The following is a 21,655-nucleotide window of genomic DNA, read 5'->3' as shown; positions in this document are numbered from 1 at the left end:
AATGACTAAAACGCGTACTCATAAACATAAAAAACATACCGGTCAAATTCCCGGGACTTTAGTTTATACAGGTGAAAAATCCGATAAGGAGTTTTATGTAGAATGTTTTGATTACACTAAAGAGACTATTGAAGAATCTATCTTAATTGATATTGAAGATGCGGTTAATTACAAAGAAACAGATTCTGTAACTTGGATTAATGTTGAAGGTCTTAACTACACCAAAGAAATAGAACATATTGGTAATCAATATGGTTTACATCCGCTAGTATTAGAGGATATTGTGAACACTACACAACGCCCTAAAATTGATGAATATGACAATTACCTCTTTGTTGTACTAAAAATGTTATACTACGATAAAGAAGAAAAAATTGTTATTGAGCAAGTCAGTATGGTGTTAGGTAAAAATTATGTTCTGACATTTCAAGAGTCAGAAGGTGATGTTTTTGGCACTATAAGAGATCGTCTGCGACATGCCAATGGCAGAATTAGAGGTTTAAAGTCCGATTATTTGTTGTATGCACTAATAGATGCTGTTGTAGATAAATACTTTAGTATCATTGAAACACTTGGCAACAAAATTGAAGATTTAGAGACTGAGTTGTTTGCAGGCCACTCACGTGAGGGTATTAATATTGAAGTACAGCAATTAAAGCGAGAAATATTAAAAGTAAGGCGTGCAATTTTTCCACTTAGAGAAATCATTAACCGTATAGAAAAGGGCGAACATCCTTTAATTTACAAACGCACAATAACTTATTATAGAGATATTTACGATCATTTAATTCAAGTATCTGAAAATATAGATATTTATCGTGAAATGATCTGGAGTTTAATGGATATGTACATGACAACCATTAGCAATAAGATGAATGAGGTTATGAAAGTACTTACCATTATTGCAACCATTTTTATCCCTCTAACTTTTATTGCTGGAATTTATGGAATGAATTTCGATAACATTCCAGAATTGCATTATAAATACAGTTACTATATTCTTTGGGGAATAATGCTTATGCTTTTTCTTGGAATGTTATATTATTTTAAGAAAAAGAAATGGCTATAGAAAATACAATATCTTTTCATCAAGTTATTTAAATTAATCATACCGTTAAATAAATCTAAAATCACAATCTTCACCTATTATCTTTTTTACCTTTGGAAGAGTAACTAACTAATAAACACATGAGACAATTTACGCTTTGTTTATTGCTTGTCTTAAGCACAATAGTTTCAATACATGCGCAACAACCAAAAAAGCTAAATTCTTCTGAGATATATGAGGCGGTCCAAAAACTCAATGTTTTAGGTTCGGTTTTATACATCGCGGCACATCCAGACGATGAAAACACGAGGTTAATATCCTACATGGCTAACCATGTAAAAGCTAGAACTGCATACTTATCATTAACTCGTGGTGATGGTGGACAAAACCTAATTGGCCCAGAAATAAGAGAACTATTAGGTGTTATTAGAACGCAAGAGTTACTTGCTGCAAGACGTATTGATGGTGGTGAACAACGATTTACGAGGGCCAATGATTTTGGATACTCCAAGCATCCTGATGAGACATTACAGATTTGGGATAAAGACAAGGTTTTATCGGATGTTGTTTGGGCAATAAGAACCTTTAAACCAGATATTATCATTAATCGCTTTGATCATAGAAGAGCCGGAAGAACGCATGGACATCACACCAGCTCAGCTTTGCTAAGTTTAGAGGCATTTGATTTATCTAAAGATCCATCAAAATACTCAGAACAACTTGACCTTACTGAAACTTGGCAACCAAAACGCTTGTTTTATAACACGTCATGGTGGCGATATGGTAGCAGAGAAGCCTTTGATAAAATTGATAAAAGCAATATGCTCAACTTTGATATAGGTGTATATTATCCAACAAAAGGAATGTCTAACAACGAAGTTGCATCTTTAGCAAGTAGCCAACATCTTTGTCAAGGTTTTGGACGTCTGTCTCAACGTGGTACGCAACAGGAATATATAGAGTTTCTAAAGGGTGAACCCTTAGATGGCACTGATGATGTATTTGCAGGTATAGATACCTCTTGGAACCGAGTAAAAGATGGAGAAGCTATAGGTGCAATATTAAATAATGTAGAGAATAATTTCAATTTTGTAAACCCCTCAACGCACGTACCTCAGCTGATTGAAGCCTATAAATTACTTCAAAATCTTGAGGATGATCATTGGAAATCCCTTAAATCAAAAGAGATCATTGAAATAATCGAAGCATGTGCAGGATTATATATAGAGGTATCTGCAAATTCACCACAAGCATCACCTAATTCATTGATTGGGCTGCGAATGGAAGTTCTAAATCGAAGTGATGCAAATATAGAATTGGTTTCGTATAACATTTCAACAATGTCTGAAGGTATTTCTAAAACCTTGAATATGACTGCTAACCAAAAGCTTAATTTTCTTGAGGATGTTGTAATACCTAAAGATTTTGGTTACACTACACCATATTGGTTGAATAAAAAAAATGGTATCGGAATGTATCATGTAGAAAAGCAGGAGCTAATTGGTCTACCAGAAACACCAAGAGGTATTACTGTTGATTTTAACTTAATGGTTGATGGCACACCAATATCTATAAACAAATCTGTGATATATAGATATTCCCAACCAGATAAAGGCGAATTATATAGACCATTTGAAATAATTCCTCAAGTATCAGCAAGTATTAGTGATAAGGTATATATTTTTGAAAATGATCAACAAAAAGAAATTGAAGTAACTGTAAAGGCAGGTAAAGAAAATATTGAGGGATTTGTACAGATGGCCTACCCGAATGACTGGAATGTTTATCCTCAAAAACAAAAAATACAGATTGCCAATAAGGGCGATATTCAAAAAGTTGTTTTTACTGTTATTCCTCCTAAAAACCAAAGTGAAGGGCTCATTACGCCAATGGTTAATATTGATGGCCAATTCTTTACGAAAGAGCTAATAGAAATAGATTATGATCATATTCCCTTTCAAACCGTTTTAATGCCAAGTGAAAGCAAAGTTGTTAGACTGAATATTGATAAGCGAGGCAACAACATTGGGTATATTAATGGTGCTGGAGATGTAGTCCCAGAAAGTCTAAGACAAATTGGATATAACATAACAATCATAGAACCAGAACAAATATCACCTGAGAACTTGTCAAATTTTGATGCTATTGTAGTTGGCATTAGAGCTTATAATATTTTGGATGAATTAAAATTCAAGCAAAAGTACTTGTTAGATTACGTTAAAGAAGGTGGCAACTTAGTTGTTCAATATAACACAAGTAGAGGGTTGAAAACTGAGCAACTCGCTCCATATGACCTTAAGTTATCGAGAGATCGTGTAACTGACGAAAAAGCTACAGTCACTATATTAAATACAGAACATCCAATTCTTAATTTCCCAAATAAAATAACTACTGAAGATTTTAATGGATGGGTACAAGAACGTGGTTTATATTTCCCAAACCAATGGGCTGAAGAATTCACACCACTTCTAGCAATGAAGGATAGTGGTGAAAGCTCTAAAAAAGGAAGTCTCTTAGTCGCCAAATATGGCAAAGGCAATTATATCTATACAGGTTTAAGTTTCTTTAGAGAATTTCCTGCAGGTGTATCAGGAGCCTATAGGCTTTTTGCCAATCTATTATCAGCTGGAAAAGAAGAAAAGACACAGCTCAAAAACTAAATTTAATGCAAAACCAACCAGAACCGAAGCAAAAATGGGATAAGATGTACACCATAATTTTGGTGGCCAATGCCATTTATATTATTCTATTTTACTTCATAACCATATCATTTTCATAACATATGCATCAAACGCTAAATTGGATTGATTGGACAGTCTTAATCCTTACATTGCTAACCATTGTTGGATATGGTACATGGAAAACAAGAGGAAGTAAAAATGTGCAGGATTATGTTAAAGGTGGGAATACCACCAAATGGTGGACTATAGGCCTGTCAGTTATGGCTACTCAAGCTAGTGCCATAACATTCTTATCTACAACAGGTCAAGCCTTTTCTGACGGAATGGGATTTGTTCAATTCTATTTTGGGTTGCCCATAGCAATGGTAATTATATGCATAGTCTTTATTCCTCTCTATCATAGACTCAAAGTATATACTGCATACGAGTTTTTAGAAAATAGATTTGATTTAAAAACTAGAAGCCTAACTGCCATCTTGTTCTTAATTCAACGTGGCCTAGCCGCAGGTATTACAATTTTTGCACCAGCCATTATACTATCAGTTGTCTTAGGATGGAATATCGTAACACTAAATATCGCCATAGGATGTCTAGTTATTATTTATACCGTGTCTGGTGGTACTAAGGCAGTTACCGTAACCCAAAAGCAACAAATGTTTGTGATTTTTGCAGGGATGCTTGCAGCACTTTATGTAGTGATAGACTTAATTCCAGACCAAGTATCCTTTACCGAAGCTATAGATATAGCTGGTGCAACAGGTAAAATGGAAGTATTAGATTTTTCTTTTGATTTAGAAAATCGCTACACCGTATGGACTGGTTTGATTGGTGGTACCTTTTTAATGCTCTCTTATTTTGGGACCGATCAAAGCCAAGTACAACGTTATCTTTCAGGAAAATCCATGAAAGAAATGCAAATGGGTTTACTCTTTAATGGTTTGTTAAAAGTACCAATGCAATTCTTTATTCTATTAGTTGGTGTAATGGTATTTGTGTTTTATCAGTTTAATCCAGCACCACTAAACTTTATAGATGCCTCTACTCAAACTGTTTTAAAATCTGAATATGGAAATGAATATAAAGCCTTACAAAAAAAGCAAGCAGAACTTTTTGACCTAAAAAAGAATATATCCTTAAATTTTGCAAATGAGGAAGGTAATGAGCTCATTGCAAAACAAAAACTTGCCAACTTAGATGCTATTGAAAAGAGTTACAGGTTAGAGTCTAAATTTTTAATAAAAAAGGCAATTGACCCTGAGTATACAAAAGCCTATGAAAGCTTGGAAAAAGAGGTTTTTTCATTGCAATCAGACACTACTAGCCTTAGTTACAAAGAAAAATCGAATGCTCTTTTAAGTTTATATAAGGATGCCGCAAAGGATACTCAGACCAATGATAGGGATTATATGTTTATACGTTTTATTCTAAATCATTTACCAATTGGACTTATAGGATTATTACTAGCCGTTATTCTTTCAGCTGCAATGTCTTCTACGGCATCAGAGATTAATGCTTTGGCAACAATTACTTCTATTGACTTATACGGAAGAAACTTAAAGGAAGATAAAGGTGAGGAACATATGGTGAAAATGACCAAATGGTTTACGTTAGGTTGGGGAATTATAGCTATAATTATTGCTTGTTTTGCAAATCTTGCGGAGAACTTAATTCAGTTGGTTAATATTATTGGCTCTATTTTTTATGGCAATGTCCTTGGTATTTTCTTATTGGCATTTTTCTTTAAGCATATTAAAGGTAACGCAGTTTTTATAGGCGCTTTAATTACTCAAGTTATTATAATAGCACTTTACTTTTTAGACAATGAAGACATAATTAATTTACCTTATTTATGGCTAAATTTAATTGGCTGTGTTGTTGTTATTATCATTGCAAACGTACTGCAAGTATTTTCTAAAAATAAAGCATAAAAAAACGCGACTCATTGGAGTCGCGTTTTAATCTTATATCAGACTAATTTACATAGCTCCCCATTCTTTTAAGGAATCTTTGTTCATTTTTACGTAATCTGCATTACCAGCTGCTTCAGCTCCTTCTAAGGATTTTTTAGCAGTAGCAATTGCATTCTTTTTGTCACCCATCTTAGCATATAACAAAGACTGTTGTCTCAGTTGCCAGTAACGAGGATTTTCAATCATAGACATGGCCTTATCCATCCATTCTTTAGCTTTATTTAAATCTTTACCTTCTGTTAGGTTGTATACCGCTGCCGAATAATAATCTCCAGCACCTGGACCAGCCATTGTTTCTTCAATTGACGCTGAAACCTTAGCATCAGTTGGAACTTTAAATTCAATTCCAACATAGGTTCTCTCCCACATAATTCCTATAACAGCAGAGCTATTTGTAATATCATCAAAGGAAATAGTAAAAGATTGAATATCCATTTCAATAGGATATACTTTTGCTGTAATACGTGCCGCTATTTTAGACTCATCCAATTCAGAAGGAGCTCCACCTCCGGCATAATCTGTATAGAATACAACATCCCAAGATTCAGCTTGCGGTATTGTAAAAATAGCATAAGTACCAGCTTTAAGTTCGTTATCCCCTACAGTCACATCATCACTAAAGGTTACCTTCGTTCTTGCGTTTGCTCCTGTTCTCCATACTTTTCCGTATGGTACAAGATTTCCGAAAATTACTCTTCCACGCATGGATGGTCGCGAATAATCAATAGTTACGTCCGTTAAACCTACAACTTGCTCAATTTTAGCCGCAGGACTGGGTTGAGGCGTTCTAATTTGTGCATCTACTGAAAACAATAGCGTGACAGCAAATACAAATAGTACTAATTTTTTCATTTTGTTTTGATTTAATAGTTGAATTTTAAGTCTGTATAAAATTACGACTTAACCACAGTGCTAAATGTTAATAATAACTTAAAAAGCCTTTATGATCAGTAACTACAATTTTCAAGAATAAATCAATAATATATCAATTATTAATCGTAATATTGCAATAAACAAATAAAGGGAGATAATGGGCGTAACAAAGACTGAAATATTTACCGATGCTCAAAATGAAATTGCTAATCTGGCAAAGGCATTTGCACATCCTGCGAGAGTGGCCATATTGCATCAATTGTTTAAATCAGAAACATGTATTTGTGGTGATTTAGTTGATGAAATTGGTTTAGCACAAGCCACAATTTCACAGCATTTAAAAGAACTTAAAAATCTTGGATTAATAAAAGGAAATATTGAAGGTACAAGCGTTTGTTATTGTATTAACCAAGAAAAATGGTTTGAGATGAAACAACTATTAACTGCCTTTTTTGATCAAGATATTAAATCAAATTGTTGTTAATTAAATATACTAATTATGACCTTATCAGAAATAAAACAAAAGCTTAAAACGTTAGAGACTATTGGCTTTAAGTTACCAAATGGAGAATTAGTCCCAAAACATTTTCACGTTACAGAAGTAGGTAAAATCAATAAACTATTCATAGATTGTGGTGGCACTATTAGAAACGAAGAAGTCGTAAATTTTCAATTATGGAATGCTAATGACTACAATCATAGATTACATCCTGAAAAGCTAGTAGACATCATTGAGCTTTCTGAATCAAAACTTAATATTAACGAAAACCTTCCGGTAGAAGTTGAATATCAAGGTGAAACCATTGGAAAATATGGTTTAGATTTTGATAATCATCTCTTTATACTAACCTCAACAGAAACGGACTGTTTAGCTAAGGATAATTGTGGTATTCCTGATTACCAATTAAAACCAAAAGTGAAATTGTCAGAAATACAGCAAGTATCATCATGTTGCACGCCAGATTCTGGTTGTTGTTAAATTTATCAAACAGACTTATGCTATATAAATCAATTGAGGACGTCATAAACAAATTAGATGTCTCAACAATTACAACGGAACGTAAAGAAATATTACAACCACTTACCGATTTCATTCAAGCTAAAATCAACAACAAGAATATTATAAACCTTAATTTTATTTGTACTCACAACTCACGTCGTAGTCATTTATCACAGGTTTGGGCACAAACCATTGCCCATTATTTTGATATTACAAATGTATTCTGTTATTCTGGTGGAACTGAAGCCACTGCCCTATTTCCTTCAGCAGCTGAAGCATTAGAAACGTCTGGATTTAACATTAAAAAATTATCCAAGGAATCAAATCCGGTATATGCTATAAAATATTCTGAAAATGCACATCCTGTAATAGGATTTTCTAAGACTTTTGATGATAGTTTTAATGCATCTTCAGAATTTGCGGCAATAATGACTTGCTCAAGTGCAGATAAAGGTTGTCCGTTTATAGCAGGGGCTGAAAAACGAGTTCCGATAACTTTTGAAGATCCAAAGGCATTTGATAATACACCTCAACAAGCAGAAAAATACAAAGAACGTAGTCTACAAATAGCTACTGAATTGAAATATGTATTCTCAAACCTCAAAAAATAGTTATAATGTCAAAGGTTAAAAAGAAACTCAGCTTCCTAGATAGCAACCTTACGCTTTGGATTTTCATTGCTATGGCAATTGGAGTCGCAATAGGTTATTTAATACCATCAATCCCTAAACAGATAAATTCGTATAGTAGTGGCACAACAAATATTCCTATAGCAATAGGTCTTATTTTAATGATGTACCCTCCTTTAGCTAAGGTAAATTATGCATTGTTGCCAAAAGTGTTTAAGGATGTAAAAATATTGTCAATATCACTGGTATTAAATTGGATTATTGGTCCTGTATTAATGTTTTTTCTAGCCATAATATTTCTGCAGGATTATCCTGAATATATGGTTGGTTTAATCCTTATTGGACTTGCCAGATGCATTGCGATGGTACTAGTTTGGAATGATCTTGCCGAGGGCAGCAGCGAATATGGGGCTGGTCTAGTGGCTTTAAACAGTATATTTCAGGTTTTTGCCTATAGCTTTTATGCTTATATTTTTATAACTATTCTACCTCCATATTTTGGATTCGACGGTGCTATTGTAGATATTTCAATTGCTACTATAGCAGAAAGTGTTGCCATTTATCTTGGCATTCCCTTTATTCTCGGAATCTTATCACGAGTTATACTGGTAAAACTAAAGGGTGAAGCATGGTACACCCAGAAATTTATCCCTACAATTTCACCAATTACTTTAATAGCCCTTCTCTTTACAATTGTTGTAATGTTTTCGCTCAAAGGTGAACTCATTGTAGAAATACCAATGGATGTCATAATTATTGCTGTTCCGCTACTTATATATTTTGCAATAATGTTCGTAATTGGATTTTTTACAAGCAAGGCAATGAATGCTCCATATGACAAAAATGCAGCTATAGCGTTTACAGCTGCCGGTAATAATTTTGAACTAGCAATAGCTGTCGCTATTGCAGTTTTTGGTTTAAACTCAGGTCAAGCTTTTGCAGGAGTAATAGGACCACTAGTAGAAGTACCTGCTCTTATTTTATTGGTAAGAGTTGCCTTTTGGTTACGTAAAAAATACTACATAGAAAAAGCCTAAACTAGCACAAATTACAATATGATGTTAAACTTTGTTTAACTTTTATTTCAAATAGTTAAACATTATGTATCTTTACGTTGTAAAATAAAATCAATAGTAAAGAAAAATATACGCCAGCTAAATGAAGACTATAGACAGTATACCCATTACTAAAATATCAAGAGCTTCAAAGATGGTTTCAACTGGTGCTAAGGTAGGTGTTAACTACATTAAGTACTATGGAGACAAAATGGTGAACTCTAAAGAAGACGCCAAAGAACGCCTCAATCAAAATAATGCCGAAGACATTTATGACAGTTTAAAAAAACTCAAAGGTAGTGCTCTGAAGGTTGCACAAATGTTGAGTATGGAAAAAAGCATATTGCCACAGGCTTATGTTGAGAAATTTTCTTTATCTCAGTTTTCTGTGCCGCCCTTATCACCACCTTTAGTAATTAAAACATTTAAAAAATATTTTGGGAAACATCCCGAAGAACTATTTGATACTTTCAATGCAACTTCAGTAAATGCTGCCAGTATAGGGCAAGTCCATACTGCAGAGAAGGATGGGAAAAAATTTGCTGTGAAAATCCAATACCCTGGAGTTGCAGAGAGTATCTCTTCCGATTTAGCTTTAGTTAAACCCATTGCTATAAGGATGTTTAATATTAAAGGAAAAGATTCAGATAAGTATTTCAATGAAGTTGAAAATAAGCTAACCGAAGAAACCAATTACATACTCGAAGTTGAACAAAGTAAAGCTGTTGTTGACGCTTGCAAACACATACCGCATTTAAAATTTCCGAATTACTACGAGAATTTATCCTCTGAAAGGATTATTACAATGGACTTTATGAAAGGCGAACACCTTTCAGAGTTTGTAGCTTATAATACAGATCAAAATAAAGCCAATCAACTTGGACAGGCTTTATGGGATTTCTACATGTATCAAATTCATATGTTGAAGAAAGTCCATGCAGATCCGCATCCTGGTAATTTCTTAATATCGGATGAAGGTGATTTAATCGCTTTGGATTTTGGATGTATGAAAGCCATTCCAGATGAATTTTATGTGCCCTATTTTGAATTAGCTAAAAAAGAATGCATAGACAACCCTGAAGCCTTTACAGAAAAACTATATGAACTTGAAATATTAAGAAAAGACGATTCAAAAGAAGAAATAAAGTTCTTTTCTTCCATGTTTCATGAGTTGTTAAGCTTATTCACACAACCATTCCATAACGAAGTATTCGATTTTTCAGATCCAGCGTTCTTTAATCAAGTTGCAGAAATGGGTCAGAAATATTCTAAGAGTACAGAACTGAGAAATATGAATGGTAACAGAGGCTCAACACATTTTATTTATATCAACAGAACCTTCTTTGGGTTGTATAATCTAATGTTCGATCTTAAAGCTGAAAATATTAAGGTCAACAATTTTTTAAACTTATAAGATGGCTGAATTCAGTTTAGACGATATCAATCAAATGCACCATTTATATCGTATCAACTTAATTAATAGTTGTTCTGGGTATAAATCGGCAAATCTAATTGGAACCAAAGATGAAACTGGTACTAGTAATGTGGCTGTATTCAGTTCCATAACGCATTTAGGATCTAATCCTGGACTGCTTGGATTCTTTTTACGACCAACAACAGTCATTAGAAACACTTATGACAACATAAAAACTTCAGGAAAATATACGCTAAATCATATTCACGATGGTATTTTAGAAGATGCACACCATACTTCTGCTAAGTACGATTCAGCTATTTCAGAATTTGATGTCACGTCATTAGAAGAAGAATATAAAGACAATTTCATTGCACCCTTTGTGAAAGGTTGCCCTATTCAATTGGCAATGAGTTATGTCGAAGAGTATCCTATTAAAGTAAATAACACTATCTTATTGATTGGTAAAATTGAAAAATTATATGTACCAGACAATTTATTAGAAAAGGATGGATTTATAAATCTATCTAAAGGAAAAGTAGCAACTATCAACGGATTAGATGGTTATGCCGTACCACAATTAAAAAAACGATTAGAATACCAACGCCCAAAATCACAATTTACAATACCTAATGTCTAATGCGAATATTAATTACAGGCACAACAGGCTATATTGCCAAACGACTAGCGCTACAGCTACTAGAAGATGAGCACGAGCTTATTTGTTGTGTCCGTGATATGAGTCGTATTCCGGATGAAATTAAAGAACATCCTTCATGTTCATTCATTAAAATGGATTTTTTAAGTCCAGAACCTAATAAAATTCCGAAAAATATTGATGTTGCCTATTACCTCATACATTCAATGGCTACTGATGCTGATGACTTTGAATCATTAGAAAGGCAATGTGCTCAGAATTTCAAAAATCTTGTTGAAGCTACGCAATGCAAACAAGTGATTTATCTCAGCGGTATTGTAAATGACGATTCATTGTCTAAGCACTTAAAATCTAGACTACAGGTTGAAGAAACGCTGAAGTCCGACAACTATGCATTAACAACCTTTAGAGCAGGAATCATAGTTGGTAGCGGAAGTGCTTCTTTTGAAATCATAAGAGATATTGTTGAGAAATTACCATTTATGATCACACCAAAATGGTTAAATACAAAAACACAACCCTTAGGCATTAGAGACGTACTAACCTACTTATCTGGTGCATTGGGTAAGGAAGCACTTTACAATAAGTCTTATGACATTTTTGGACCAGAAGTACTTACCTATAAAGAAATGCTATTGCAGTTTGCTGAAGTGCGTGGCCTAAAACGATATATCTATACCTTACCTGTTCTCACACCAAAACTGTCATCGTACTGGTTATACTTTGTAACATCTACTTCATTTCAGTTGGCGCAAGCTTTAGTAGATAGTATGAAGGTTGAAGTTATTGGTAAACCGAGTGATATAAACAATCATATCGAAATTCAACCAATGACATATAAAAAGGCTGTGGATTTGGCCTTTCAACGCATTCAACAAAATTCTGTGATATCAAGTTGGAAAGACGCCGTAAGTAGCGGTGTTTTTAAAGATCAATTATCAAAACATATAGAATTACCACAGTATGGTTGTTTTAAAGATGTCCGTTCAAAGACTATTGTAGATGAAGATTTTACACTCAATCAAATTTGGGGAATTGGTGGTCGCAATGGTTGGTATAGTTTTAATGGCTTATGGAAACTAAGAGGTTATGTAGATAAGCTGTTTGGTGGTGTTGGTTTGCGAAGAGGACGCACACACGACACCAATCTAGAGGCAGGAGACCCACTTGATTTTTGGCGTGTATTATTAGCGGACAAAAAAGAAAAAAGACTCTTATTATTTGCTGAAATGAAACTACCTGGTGAAGCGTGGTTAGAGTTTAAAATTGTAAAAGATAAGTTGTATCAGCGTGCTGTGTTTAGACCAAAAGGTGTTTGGGGAAGATTGTATTGGTATATGGTATTACCATTTCATGCTTTTGTGTTTAAAGGAATGCTAAAGGCTCTTGTTGAACCAAAATGAAAGGCGTAAAAAAACAAAATTTACCAGAAAAAATATGTCTCGTTTGCGAACGCCCATTCACGTGGCGCAAAAAATGGGCAAAAGATTGGGACAACGTAAAATATTGTAGCGAAAAATGCAGAAGGACAAAATAAAAAACTTGGTCTGGTTCAGAAATGACCTCAGAACAATAGATAATGATGTTTTGGGTGATGCAACAAAGAACGGTCACCAAGTTATTGGTGTGTATTGTTTTGATCCAAGACATTTTAAAGTCAACAAATTCGGTTTTAAGAAAACAGAAAAGTTTAGAACTAAATTCTTGATTGAAACTATTCACGATTTAAAAGAACAATTAAATCAATTGAATATTGATCTACTGGTTTTTCATGATTTACCCGAAGTGATAATTCCTAAAATCTGTAAAGAGCATCAAATAACGGATATTTACCTTCAGAAGGAATGGACAAAAGAGGAAGTAGATACTGAGAATTTGGTGAAGACTGAGCTAGAACATATCAAATGGCATCATATTCACAATCAATTTTTATTTCATCCTGAAGATATCAACTTTGAGATTTCAAAGACACCACAAGTTTTTACCGTTTTTAGAAAGAAATTAGAAAAGTATGTCGACATAAGACATGAGGTGAAGGTAGAAAAGCAAACCGATGACAATAGAATAGAAAACAACACCATTATTCCAAAGTTATCAGACTTGGGCTTTAAAAACTATGAAGCGCATCCACATGCAGCATTCCCATTTAAAGGTGGTGAAACAGAAGCCTTGAATAGATTAAATGACTATTTCTTTAACACTAAAAAATTAGGCTTTTACAAGAAAACAAGAAACGGATTAGTTGGTGTAGATTACAGTTCAAAGTTTTCACCTTGGTTAGCAAATGGGAGTATTTCGGCAAGATCCATTTATTGGAAAGTAAAGCAATTTGAGAGAGAGCACTTCAAAAACCAATCCACCTATTGGCTCATTTTCGAATTGATTTGGCGCGATTATTTTAAATATGTATCCATGAAGCATGGCAATCAAATATTTAAACTAGAAGGTATACTTCAAAAAGATTATTACTGGTCTTCAAACCAAACACAAATTAGTAAATGGATTAATGGCGAAACCCTATCTGATTTTGTTAATGCCAATATGATTGAACTCAAAGAAACCGGATGGATGAGTAACAGAGGTCGTCAAAATGTAGCCTCATACTTTGCTAAAGAACTAGAACTAGATTGGCGTATTGGCGCATCCTATTTTGAGTCGTTATTATTAGATTATGATGTGCACAGTAATTATGGCAATTGGATGTATGTTGCAGGTGTTGGTAACGATCCAAGAGATCGAAAGTTTAATGTACAATTGCAAGCAGAGCGCTATGATGCTAATGGCAAATTTAGAAGTCTTTGGTTACAGCCTAGTTTATTTAATTAACTAAACGTCACTTCGAGTGATTCTGACGAAGGCAGAATTGTATCGAGAAGAATTAGAAATTATGAAATCATCATACTTATATATACTCAAATGTTCAGATAATACTTATTATACTGGTATTACTTCAAATTTGAATCAACGTATTCTCGAACATAATATGGGTAAACATTTAGACAGTTACACATATAAACGACGACCTGTAAAACTTGAATTTTATGCTGAATTTACCGACATAAAAATTGCGATAGAAAAGGAAAAACAAATAAAAAAATGGTCTAGGAAGAAAAAAGAAGCCCTCATAAACGGTGACTACTTAGAGCTTCCTAAGCTTTCAAAAAAGAATTTTAATAAATGAATAAGTTCTCGATACACCATGCAAGAAGCATGGCACTCGAACTGACGTAAAACCTAACATGAAAGAAGCCATACTCATATTTCCGCATCAACTGTTTAAGAATTCACCTATTCTAGAGATTGAAGCTGATATTTATCTGATTGAAGAATTTCTATTCATTACGCATTATAAATTCCACAAACAAAAGATTGTCTTTCATCGTGCGTCAATGAAGGCATATGTTGACTTTTTAGAAGAAAAAGGATTTTCTGTTAACTATATTGAAGCTACGTCAGAATTCCACGATGTGCGCGAATTGATTCCTAATTTAATAGATAATGGCTTTGAAAAGCTTCATATCATTGACCCAACAGACAATTGGCTTCAAAAGCATATTAATGAAGTCTCTGAAGCCATCGATATAGAATGGTATGAGAATCCGCTTTTTATAAATTCAAAAAAAGAACTCTCTTCTTTCTTTAAACCAACTAAAAAGAAATTCTTTCAGACGTCGTTCTATAAACAACAACGCAAGAAACGCAATATTTTGATGGTTTCTGATGCGCCAGAAGGTGGCAATTGGACCTATGACGGTGATAATAGAAAGAAGTACCCTAAAGACAAAACACCACCAAGTATTCAGTTTCCAGATAAAACAGCTTATCACAAAGAAGCTGAAAACTATGTGAGGGATAATTTTAGTCATCATTATGGTAAACTTTCTGACTTTACCATTTACCCCATTGATTTTAAATCATCTGACGATTGGCTACAACAGTTTTTTGAACAACGCTTTCATGAGTTTGGACCATACGAAGATGCTATTGTTAAGGAAGAACACTTCTTAAATCATAGCATTCTCTCACCGCTCATAAATATTGGACTTCTTCACCCTTCAAAAGTGATAGAAAGGGCTATCCACTATGGAAAATCGAATGATGTTCCAATCAATTCAATTGAAGGCTTTGTAAGACAAATTTTGGGCTGGCGTGAATTTATAAGAGGCGTTTACGAAATAAAAGGAACAGAAGAGCGTACTAAGAATTTTTGGGATTTTGATCGAAAAATTCCTGCGTCCTTCTATGATGGTTCTACAGGTATTAAACCTATTGATGATGTCATAAAGAAAGTACTCAAGACTGGTTATGCTCATCATATTGAACGGCTAATGATACTTGGCAACTTTATGGTGCTATGTGAGTTCGACCCAGACGAAGTTTACAAATGGTTTATGGAACTATTTATAGATGCCTATGATTGGGTAATGGTACCTAACGTTTACGGTATGAGTCTTTATGCAGATGGAGGTTTAATGTCCACAAAACCCTACATAAGTAGTAGTAATTACATTATGAAAATGAGTAATTATACTAAGGGCGATTGGCAAGACACTTGGGATGGTCTGTTTTGGACTTTTATGGATAAGCATCGTGATTTCTTCTCTGGTAATCCACGCCTAGGCATGCTTTTGGGCAATTTAGATAGAATGAAGAAATCCACTTTAGAAAATCATTTCAATAACGCAGAACAGTTTTTAGAGCAACTTTAATATGGCAGAAAAGGAACATATCAATGTCGTTTGGTTAAAGCGCGATTTAAGACTTCAGGATAATGAAGCGATCAGTAATGCCTTAAAAATTGGCAAGCCCACGCTTCTGCTCTATGTCTTTGAGCATATTTTACTTAACGATGAGCACTACAGTGAACGCCATTTTAATTTCATTAAAGAATCCTTGAGAGATATCAATGAACAACTCAGACCTTTTAATACCAAAGTTTTAACGGTTACAAGTGATATACAAAGTGCCTTTAATCTCATCCAGGAATTCTATAAAATAGATGCTATTTACTCACACGCTGAAACGGGTCTTTTAGTCACTTACAATAGAGACAAAGAATTTACACGGTATTGCAGAAATAACATTATCCAATGGAAAGAAAGTAAAAATAATGGTGTTGAGCGTGGCTTGGTCAATAGAGACAATTGGTTTGAAAATTGGGAAAACTATATGAATCAAGATTTAGAAGTCTTTCAACCTCTTGAAAATCAATTACTATCCTTTGACACTATTCATCAGCTGGAAAGTGTAATCAACACTGCTGACCTAAATACACCAACTGAAACACCATTTCAAAAAGGTGGCAGTAAAATGGGATGGAAATATGCTAATTCATTCTTTGAAAACAGACACGAAGAATACATGACCAATATTTCTAAACCTGAAGCGTCAAGAACAAGCTGTAGCAGATTATCACCTTATATTTCCTGGGGAAATATGTCCATAAGACAAGTGTTTCAAAAAGGAAAAGCACTAAAAACAGGAAGTAAAGACAAAAGACATATTGGTGCATTTTTATCGCGTTTAAGGTGGCAAGCGCATTTCATCCAAAAATTTGAAATGGAACACACCATGGAAAATGCGAGCGTAAACAAAGGCTATCACAAACTAAAGAAAAGTATTTCTGAAGACTACCAAATAGCATGGCGAGAAGGACAAACCGGATTTCCTCTTGTCGATGCAAGTATGCGATGTCTTATAGAAACAGGCTATGTTAATTTTAGAATGCGCGCTATGCTGGTGTCGTTCTTTACACATATTTTATGGCAACCTTGGCAAGATGCCTCAGCACATCTCTCACAACAATTTTTAGATTTTGAACCTGGCATTCACTTTCCACAACTTCAAATGCAGGCCGGTGAAACAGGTATAAATAATCTTAGGATATATAATCCAACGGTAAATGGACACAAACATGATCCTGATGCCGTTTTTATTAAAAAATGGGTGCCAGAATTAGCACTCTTAGACACGGCTTTTATACACGAGCCTTATCTGATGACGGAACTTGAACAAGGTTTATACAATTTCAAATTGGGTAAAGACTATCCTTATCCCATTGTTGATATAAAAGAAAATCGCAAACGCGCTAGTGACATCCTCTGGAACATGAAGAAAGATCCTGAAGTAGTTCGTGAAAGTAATCGTATTCTAAAACGACATACTATACAAGACAGGAACCGATTATTAAAAAGTGATTAGACATTCTTAATTTAAACCTACTTTCTTACAATCATAATTCTCTGTTAATTTTTGTTTAACTATTCATCCAAAAAGTTAAACATTTGTATATTTACATAGATATGATATTGAATACAACACATCACAACCCTGACCACAAACAAATAATCGCCGATTTAGTTGGTGATGCATTCAGTTTGGTACAGAAGTTGAAAATGAAAGGTATAGGGTCTAAACGCATGATAATTGACGAAGTCAGTCCTAACATGCAAAGCATGATGAATTCAGTATCTGATATTAATTATGGTAGTATAGAATTACGTCCAAAAGGCATTTTAGTTAGAATTACTAAAGGTCTAAAAAGTTTTACTTGGATTATTCCATATTACCAACTTGTAATTTATAAAGTAAACGGATCGAGCATCCATGCACAAGGGCGTTACATTCATTTTAGAAACAGCAAAACATTCCAAGAGAACAAGAAATTTTTTGATAAGCTATTGGATGAAAAAGTAAAGTATGATATGCAATATGCAATGCCTCAATTTATATGAATATAGCAATTAAGGACATTGATCGCATAATAGAAATGGCTTGGGAAGACAGAACACCTTTTGAAGCAATAACATTTCAGTTTGGATTGAAGGAACAAGAAGTGATTGAACTGATGCGAAGCGAAATGAAACCCAGTAGTTTCAGAATGTGGAGAGAACGTGTTCAAGGAAGAGCCACCAAACACAGTAAAAAAAGAACGTTTGACAAAGGCAGATTTAAATGTTCACGTCAGAGAACAATAACAAATAACTCTATTTCAAAACGATAACACGTGCTTTGATTTAAGCTTGGAGTACTTAAAGACAGCACATAAAAAAGATTCTATGAAAACAGAAACACTTCCCCAAAAAAATGGTCATCATCTTAATGGATTTAGCATTGAGGATATAGGAGATGATCATTTATTTACAAGCTTAGACACACCAATGAAAACCAACGCTTTCGATATGTCTAACGAAGAAAAGAAAAATCGCATTTCCATATTATTTTCAGAAATAATGGATGTTTTAGGTTTAGATTTAACGGACGATTCATTAAAAGGTACACCAGACCGTGTAGCTAAAATGTATATCGAGGAAATATTTTCAGGTTTAGATCCTGAGAATAAACCAAAAATAGCCTTATTTGATAATAAATATCAGTACAACCAAATGCTAGTTGAAAAGAATATTACGTTCTATTCAAACTGCGAGCATCACTTTGTACCTATTATTGGTAAAGCACACATTGCATATAAATCGTCCGGAAAAGTCATTGGCTTATCAAAATTAAACCGCATAGTACAATACTACGCTAAACGTCCACAAGTACAAGAACGATTAACAAATCAAATTGCAAACGAGCTAAAAACCGTTTTAGAAACGGAAGATGTAGCAGTTATAATCGATGCTAAGCACCTTTGTGTGTCATCAAGAGGAGTTAAAGACGATACGTCTGCAACGGTAACTACGTATTATGGAGGTGAGTTTAATACACCAGAAAAAATAGCAGAATTGCAAAATTATATAAACAATTAAATCATGGATATTTTAGAAAAAGCAGTTGAATTCGAAAACAGAAAGTTTTCATTCAAAACAACAAGCGACAGAATTTTAGCAGCTAGAGAAGCTAAAGAAATCATCCTAGGTGTTAACGAAGTATACAAACAAAAAAAAGACGCTCAACTTATGGAGTTAATGAAGCGTTTAACAGTAATTAAACAAAAAATAGAAAAACGATTGAAAGGTCGTCCCCTAACCGCAGCATAAGCAATGAGCAGATTAATAGTGATTGGAGGAAGCAAAGGTATAGGCAATGCAATTGTCTCATCTTTGCTTTCTTCTTATGATGAAGTAGTAAACATTAGCAGAACCCAACCAGAACAAAGAGCAGGTAATTTAAAGCACTTTGACTGTGACGTCCTTAGTGACGAGTTGCCAGATATTGAATCCGCTGACGGTTTAGTGTATTGTCCTGGCAGTATCAATCTTAAACCTATCAATCGCTTGAGTATTGACGATTTTAAGAATGATTTTGACATTAATGTATTAGGTGCTGTAAAGGCTATTCAAAAGTATTTACCGGCTTTAAAAAATGGTAGCAATCCTTCGGTAGTTTTATTTAGTACTGTTGCGGCAAAATTAGGCATGCCTTTTCATGCTAGTGTTGCAGCTTCAAAGGCTGCAGTAGAAGGACTTACCAAATCGTTAGGAGCAGAATTGGCACCAACCATAAGAGTTAATGCCATTGCGCCAACTGTAACAGCTACTGATTTAGCATCTAAATTACTACGTAATGATAGAATGATTGAAAATATAAATGAGCGTCATCCGCTTAAAAAACACTTACAACCTCAAGAAGTAGCTGATATGGCTGGATTTTTACTGTCAAATAAAGGCGCTTCTATGTCTGGTCAAGTAATTGAAATGGACTGTGGAATTGTAAGCTTTAAAATTTAAAAACATGAACCCATTAAAAGCCTTTGTAGGCACATTAACAGCTACAGATAATGTTATAGTTGAAAATCCAACAAAATCTATATACGATATTGAAATCAACAGCTTAAATGGTAGCCCAATTAACCTTTCAGAATTTAAAGGAAAGAAAATTTTATTTGTCAATGTAGCATCAAAATGTGGTTTTACACCTCAGTATAGGGAGCTTCAAGAACTATATGACTATTATAAAAGAGAACTTGTAATAATTGGAGTTCCATGCAATCAATTTGGAAATCAAGAGCCTGGAAATTCAGTGGAGATTCAAGAGTTCTGCCAGGTGAACTACGGTGTATCCTTTTTAATAACAGAAAAAATTGACGTGAAAGGTCCTAACCAGCATCCTCTTTATGAATGGTTAACCAAGAAGTACATCAATGGTAGGCAAAATTCTTCTGTAAAATGGAATTTCCAAAAGTATCTCGTCGATGAAAATGGTGAGTTTTTAGATTACTTCTACTCCATTACAAAACCGTTTAATAGTAGAATTACAAAATATTTAAAATAGAAATTCATGTTTGGGATATTCAAAAAAACATCAGAAGTAGAAAAATTACAGAAGCAATATGAAAAGCTTATGGCAGATTGGCACAAATTATCAGCAACCAATCGTGCCGCAAGTGATAAGAAATATTCTGAAGCCCAGAAGATACTTGACCAAATAGAGAATTTAAAACCTGAATAGGTTTGAAGCAAATCTATGTTCTCATATTATTTTTAATTATCAACTTTGGAGGCTTGGCCTTAGGCAATCTCTTTATGGGAGATGGTGTTAATGAAATATGGTATAAAAGTCTTAATAAAGCACCTTGGACACCTCCAGGTTGGCTTTTTGGAGTTGCTTGGACAGTAATAATGATTTGCTTTTCAATCTATCTGTCATTTTTATTTACCCTAAGAAAATCAAAGTTTGTAATATTTATTTTCATAATTGCTTTTTTACTGAATGTAAGCTGGAATTATGTATTCTTTAACCAGCATTTTACAAGTATTGCTTTTTTCAATCTTATTGCCTTAACTTTAGTTATTATATATCTGTTTATCAGTTTTGGTGATGACGAATTAAGCAAAATGAAATACTTACTCTTACCCTATATCCTATGGCTTTGTATTGCAACATCACTCAATGGCTATGTTGTATTCAACAACTAAAACAATGAAAATCTACACACTACATAAAAAACAAAAATTGCCCATAACATTAGATGAAGCTTGGGCATTTTTGTGTAATCCAGCCAACCTCTCTAAATTAACACCACAAGAAATGAATATGACAATTATTTCAGGTGCTGATAGACCTATGTATGCTGGTCAGGTATTGCAATACAGCGTTACACCATTACCTGGCTTCAAAACTAAATGGGTGAGCGAAATAACACAGTATGAAGAAAAAAAGTACTTTGTAGATCTTCAGCTATATGGTCCCTATGCCTTTTGGCATCATAAACATTTTGTACATGAGATTGAAGGTGGTGTAGAAATGGAAGATATTATTGACTATAAAGTACCATTAGGTATACTTGGTCGCTTGGTACATCCTTTTTTGGTAAAGCCTAAACTAGAAGCTGTATTTAACTACAGAAAAGAACAACTAGAACAATTATTCGGAACCTATTAAC

25 protein-coding genes are annotated in these 21,655 nt (G+C 34.0%); 24 read left to right on the top strand and 1 reads right to left on the bottom strand.

Annotation, left to right across the window (positions count from 1 at the left end):
• Nucleotide 1: 1 nt before the first annotated feature.
• The 3 genes from corA (at nt 2) to ACFWV9_RS12140 (ending at nt 5,657) form a co-directional block, all read left to right on the top strand.
• Nucleotides 2–1,069, top strand: a complete 1,068-nt coding sequence (corA, locus tag ACFWV9_RS12150) for a magnesium/cobalt transporter CorA (RefSeq protein WP_411895496.1) — start codon at nt 2–4, stop codon at nt 1,067–1,069.
• Between the two features lie 119 nt (nt 1,070–1,188).
• Entirely contained in the window at nt 1,189–3,708 is a 2,520-nt protein-coding gene (locus ACFWV9_RS12145; protein WP_411895495.1) for a PIG-L family deacetylase, read from the top strand.
• A 122-nt stretch (nt 3,709–3,830) separates the two neighbouring features.
• A complete protein-coding gene (locus tag ACFWV9_RS12140; RefSeq protein WP_411895494.1) occupies nt 3,831–5,657 on the top strand; it encodes a sodium:solute symporter in 1,827 nt (608 codons plus the stop codon).
• Between the two features lie 48 nt (nt 5,658–5,705).
• On the opposite strand, the gene ACFWV9_RS12135 is transcribed toward ACFWV9_RS12140, so the two are convergent.
• Nucleotides 5,706–6,551, bottom strand: a complete 846-nt coding sequence (locus ACFWV9_RS12135) for a DUF2911 domain-containing protein (protein ID WP_411895493.1) — start codon at nt 6,549–6,551, stop codon at nt 5,706–5,708.
• A gap of 178 nt (nt 6,552–6,729) precedes the next feature.
• Here ACFWV9_RS12135 and ACFWV9_RS12130 point away from each other — a divergent pair, with 178 nt between their 5' ends.
• From ACFWV9_RS12130 to ACFWV9_RS12030, 21 genes are all read left to right on the top strand, one after another.
• Entirely contained in the window at nt 6,730–7,056 is a 327-nt protein-coding gene (locus ACFWV9_RS12130; RefSeq protein ID WP_411895492.1) for an ArsR/SmtB family transcription factor, read from the top strand.
• Nucleotides 7,057–7,071: 15 nt separating this feature from the next.
• Complete coding sequence (locus tag ACFWV9_RS12125; protein ID WP_411895491.1) at nt 7,072–7,551, top strand: DUF6428 family protein; 480 nt, start codon at nt 7,072–7,074, stop codon at nt 7,549–7,551.
• A 17-nt stretch (nt 7,552–7,568) separates the two neighbouring features.
• A complete protein-coding gene (locus tag ACFWV9_RS12120; protein ID WP_411895490.1) occupies nt 7,569–8,183 on the top strand; it encodes a low molecular weight phosphatase family protein in 615 nt (204 codons plus the stop codon).
• Between the two features lie 5 nt (nt 8,184–8,188).
• Nucleotides 8,189–9,238 (top strand): ACR3 family arsenite efflux transporter, encoded by a 1,050-nt coding sequence (gene arsB, locus ACFWV9_RS12115; protein ID WP_411895489.1) that lies wholly within the window; start codon nt 8,189–8,191, stop codon nt 9,236–9,238.
• Between the two features lie 121 nt (nt 9,239–9,359).
• Nucleotides 9,360–10,670, top strand: coding sequence for an ABC1 kinase family protein (locus tag ACFWV9_RS12110; RefSeq protein ID WP_411895488.1), 1,311 nt, complete (start codon nt 9,360–9,362; stop codon nt 10,668–10,670).
• Nucleotide 10,671: 1 nt separating this feature from the next.
• Complete coding sequence (locus ACFWV9_RS12105; RefSeq protein ID WP_411895487.1) at nt 10,672–11,310, top strand: flavin reductase family protein; 639 nt, start codon at nt 10,672–10,674, stop codon at nt 11,308–11,310.
• Entirely contained in the window at nt 11,310–12,731 is a 1,422-nt protein-coding gene (locus ACFWV9_RS12100) for an SDR family oxidoreductase (protein WP_411895486.1), read from the top strand. The genes ACFWV9_RS12105 and ACFWV9_RS12100 overlap by 1 nt, the downstream gene beginning before the upstream one ends.
• Nucleotides 12,728–12,865 carry a DUF2256 domain-containing protein gene (locus ACFWV9_RS12095; protein ID WP_411895485.1) on the top strand — a complete coding sequence of 46 codons (138 nt, stop codon included), beginning with the start codon at nt 12,728–12,730 and terminating at the stop codon, nt 12,863–12,865. The genes ACFWV9_RS12100 and ACFWV9_RS12095 overlap by 4 nt, the downstream gene beginning before the upstream one ends.
• Complete coding sequence (locus ACFWV9_RS12090) at nt 12,847–14,154, top strand: DASH family cryptochrome (protein WP_411895484.1); 1,308 nt, start codon at nt 12,847–12,849, stop codon at nt 14,152–14,154. Before ACFWV9_RS12095 ends, ACFWV9_RS12090 begins: the two co-directional genes overlap by 19 nt.
• Nucleotides 14,155–14,215: 61 nt before the next feature.
• Nucleotides 14,216–14,509, top strand: coding sequence for a GIY-YIG nuclease family protein (locus ACFWV9_RS12085; RefSeq protein WP_411895483.1), 294 nt, complete (start codon nt 14,216–14,218; stop codon nt 14,507–14,509).
• A gap of 58 nt (nt 14,510–14,567) precedes the next feature.
• The gene (locus ACFWV9_RS12080) at nt 14,568–16,037 is read left to right on the top strand and encodes a cryptochrome/photolyase family protein (RefSeq protein WP_411895482.1); all 1,470 of its coding nucleotides are present in this window, start codon (nt 14,568–14,570) and stop codon (nt 16,035–16,037) included.
• Between the two features lies 1 nt (nt 16,038).
• A complete protein-coding gene (locus tag ACFWV9_RS12075) occupies nt 16,039–17,529 on the top strand; it encodes a deoxyribodipyrimidine photo-lyase/cryptochrome family protein (protein WP_411895481.1) in 1,491 nt (496 codons plus the stop codon).
• A 101-nt stretch (nt 17,530–17,630) separates the two neighbouring features.
• A complete protein-coding gene (locus tag ACFWV9_RS12070) occupies nt 17,631–18,062 on the top strand; it encodes a hypothetical protein (protein ID WP_411895480.1) in 432 nt (143 codons plus the stop codon).
• Nucleotides 18,059–18,331 (top strand): TIGR03643 family protein, encoded by a 273-nt coding sequence (locus tag ACFWV9_RS12065; protein ID WP_411895479.1) that lies wholly within the window; start codon nt 18,059–18,061, stop codon nt 18,329–18,331. Before ACFWV9_RS12070 ends, ACFWV9_RS12065 begins: the two co-directional genes overlap by 4 nt.
• A gap of 55 nt (nt 18,332–18,386) precedes the next feature.
• On the top strand, nt 18,387–19,079 hold the full coding sequence (gene folE / locus ACFWV9_RS12060; RefSeq protein WP_411895478.1) for a GTP cyclohydrolase I FolE: 693 nt from the start codon (nt 18,387–18,389) through the stop codon (nt 19,077–19,079).
• Nucleotides 19,080–19,082: 3 nt separating this feature from the next.
• Nucleotides 19,083–19,310, top strand: coding sequence for a hypothetical protein (locus ACFWV9_RS12055; RefSeq protein ID WP_411895477.1), 228 nt, complete (start codon nt 19,083–19,085; stop codon nt 19,308–19,310).
• A 3-nt stretch (nt 19,311–19,313) separates the two neighbouring features.
• Nucleotides 19,314–20,000, top strand: a complete 687-nt coding sequence (locus ACFWV9_RS12050) for an SDR family NAD(P)-dependent oxidoreductase (RefSeq protein WP_411895476.1) — start codon at nt 19,314–19,316, stop codon at nt 19,998–20,000.
• A 4-nt stretch (nt 20,001–20,004) separates the two neighbouring features.
• A complete protein-coding gene (locus ACFWV9_RS12045) occupies nt 20,005–20,544 on the top strand; it encodes a glutathione peroxidase (protein WP_411895475.1) in 540 nt (179 codons plus the stop codon).
• Between the two features lie 6 nt (nt 20,545–20,550).
• Nucleotides 20,551–20,721 carry a Lacal_2735 family protein gene (locus ACFWV9_RS12040; protein ID WP_411895474.1) on the top strand — a complete coding sequence of 57 codons (171 nt, stop codon included), beginning with the start codon at nt 20,551–20,553 and terminating at the stop codon, nt 20,719–20,721.
• Nucleotides 20,722–20,723: 2 nt separating this feature from the next.
• Nucleotides 20,724–21,188 (top strand): TspO/MBR family protein, encoded by a 465-nt coding sequence (locus ACFWV9_RS12035; RefSeq protein ID WP_411895473.1) that lies wholly within the window; start codon nt 20,724–20,726, stop codon nt 21,186–21,188.
• A 4-nt stretch (nt 21,189–21,192) separates the two neighbouring features.
• A complete protein-coding gene (locus ACFWV9_RS12030; protein WP_411895472.1) occupies nt 21,193–21,654 on the top strand; it encodes an SRPBCC family protein in 462 nt (153 codons plus the stop codon).
• Nucleotide 21,655 lies beyond the last annotated feature (1 nt).

The sequence above is a fragment of the Winogradskyella sp. A2 genome (assembly GCF_046762865.1).
Taxonomy (GTDB): Bacteria; Bacteroidota; Bacteroidia; order Flavobacteriales; family Flavobacteriaceae; genus Winogradskyella.
This window is presented reverse-complemented; position numbering and strand designations above follow the sequence as displayed.

Bases quoted from the DNA above. Each gene is read 5' to 3' on its own strand.
- corA (WP_411895496.1), top strand. From the start codon at position 2: ATGACTAAAACGCGTACTCATAAACATAAAAAACATACCGGTCAAATT.
- ACFWV9_RS12145 (WP_411895495.1), top strand. From the start codon at position 1,189: ATGAGACAATTTACGCTTTGTTTATTGCTTGTCTTAAGCACAATAGTT.
- ACFWV9_RS12140 (WP_411895494.1), top strand. From the start codon at position 3,831: ATGCATCAAACGCTAAATTGGATTGATTGGACAGTCTTAATCCTTACA.
- ACFWV9_RS12135 (WP_411895493.1), bottom strand. From the start codon at position 6,551: ATGAAAAAATTAGTACTATTTGTATTTGCTGTCACGCTATTGTTTTCA.
- ACFWV9_RS12130 (WP_411895492.1), top strand. From the start codon at position 6,730: ATGGGCGTAACAAAGACTGAAATATTTACCGATGCTCAAAATGAAATT.
- ACFWV9_RS12125 (WP_411895491.1), top strand. From the start codon at position 7,072: ATGACCTTATCAGAAATAAAACAAAAGCTTAAAACGTTAGAGACTATT.
- ACFWV9_RS12120 (WP_411895490.1), top strand. From the start codon at position 7,569: ATGCTATATAAATCAATTGAGGACGTCATAAACAAATTAGATGTCTCA.
- arsB (WP_411895489.1), top strand. From the start codon at position 8,189: ATGTCAAAGGTTAAAAAGAAACTCAGCTTCCTAGATAGCAACCTTACG.
- ACFWV9_RS12110 (WP_411895488.1), top strand. From the start codon at position 9,360: ATGAAGACTATAGACAGTATACCCATTACTAAAATATCAAGAGCTTCA.
- ACFWV9_RS12105 (WP_411895487.1), top strand. From the start codon at position 10,672: ATGGCTGAATTCAGTTTAGACGATATCAATCAAATGCACCATTTATAT.
- ACFWV9_RS12100 (WP_411895486.1), top strand. From the start codon at position 11,310: ATGCGAATATTAATTACAGGCACAACAGGCTATATTGCCAAACGACTA.
- ACFWV9_RS12095 (WP_411895485.1), top strand. From the start codon at position 12,728: ATGAAAGGCGTAAAAAAACAAAATTTACCAGAAAAAATATGTCTCGTT.
- ACFWV9_RS12090 (WP_411895484.1), top strand. From the start codon at position 12,847: ATGCAGAAGGACAAAATAAAAAACTTGGTCTGGTTCAGAAATGACCTC.
- ACFWV9_RS12085 (WP_411895483.1), top strand. From the start codon at position 14,216: ATGAAATCATCATACTTATATATACTCAAATGTTCAGATAATACTTAT.
- ACFWV9_RS12080 (WP_411895482.1), top strand. From the start codon at position 14,568: ATGAAAGAAGCCATACTCATATTTCCGCATCAACTGTTTAAGAATTCA.
- ACFWV9_RS12075 (WP_411895481.1), top strand. From the start codon at position 16,039: ATGGCAGAAAAGGAACATATCAATGTCGTTTGGTTAAAGCGCGATTTA.
- ACFWV9_RS12070 (WP_411895480.1), top strand. From the start codon at position 17,631: ATGATATTGAATACAACACATCACAACCCTGACCACAAACAAATAATC.
- ACFWV9_RS12065 (WP_411895479.1), top strand. From the start codon at position 18,059: ATGAATATAGCAATTAAGGACATTGATCGCATAATAGAAATGGCTTGG.
- folE (WP_411895478.1), top strand. From the start codon at position 18,387: ATGAAAACAGAAACACTTCCCCAAAAAAATGGTCATCATCTTAATGGA.
- ACFWV9_RS12055 (WP_411895477.1), top strand. From the start codon at position 19,083: ATGGATATTTTAGAAAAAGCAGTTGAATTCGAAAACAGAAAGTTTTCA.
- ACFWV9_RS12050 (WP_411895476.1), top strand. From the start codon at position 19,314: ATGAGCAGATTAATAGTGATTGGAGGAAGCAAAGGTATAGGCAATGCA.
- ACFWV9_RS12045 (WP_411895475.1), top strand. From the start codon at position 20,005: ATGAACCCATTAAAAGCCTTTGTAGGCACATTAACAGCTACAGATAAT.
- ACFWV9_RS12040 (WP_411895474.1), top strand. From the start codon at position 20,551: ATGTTTGGGATATTCAAAAAAACATCAGAAGTAGAAAAATTACAGAAG.
- ACFWV9_RS12030 (WP_411895472.1), top strand. From the start codon at position 21,193: ATGAAAATCTACACACTACATAAAAAACAAAAATTGCCCATAACATTA.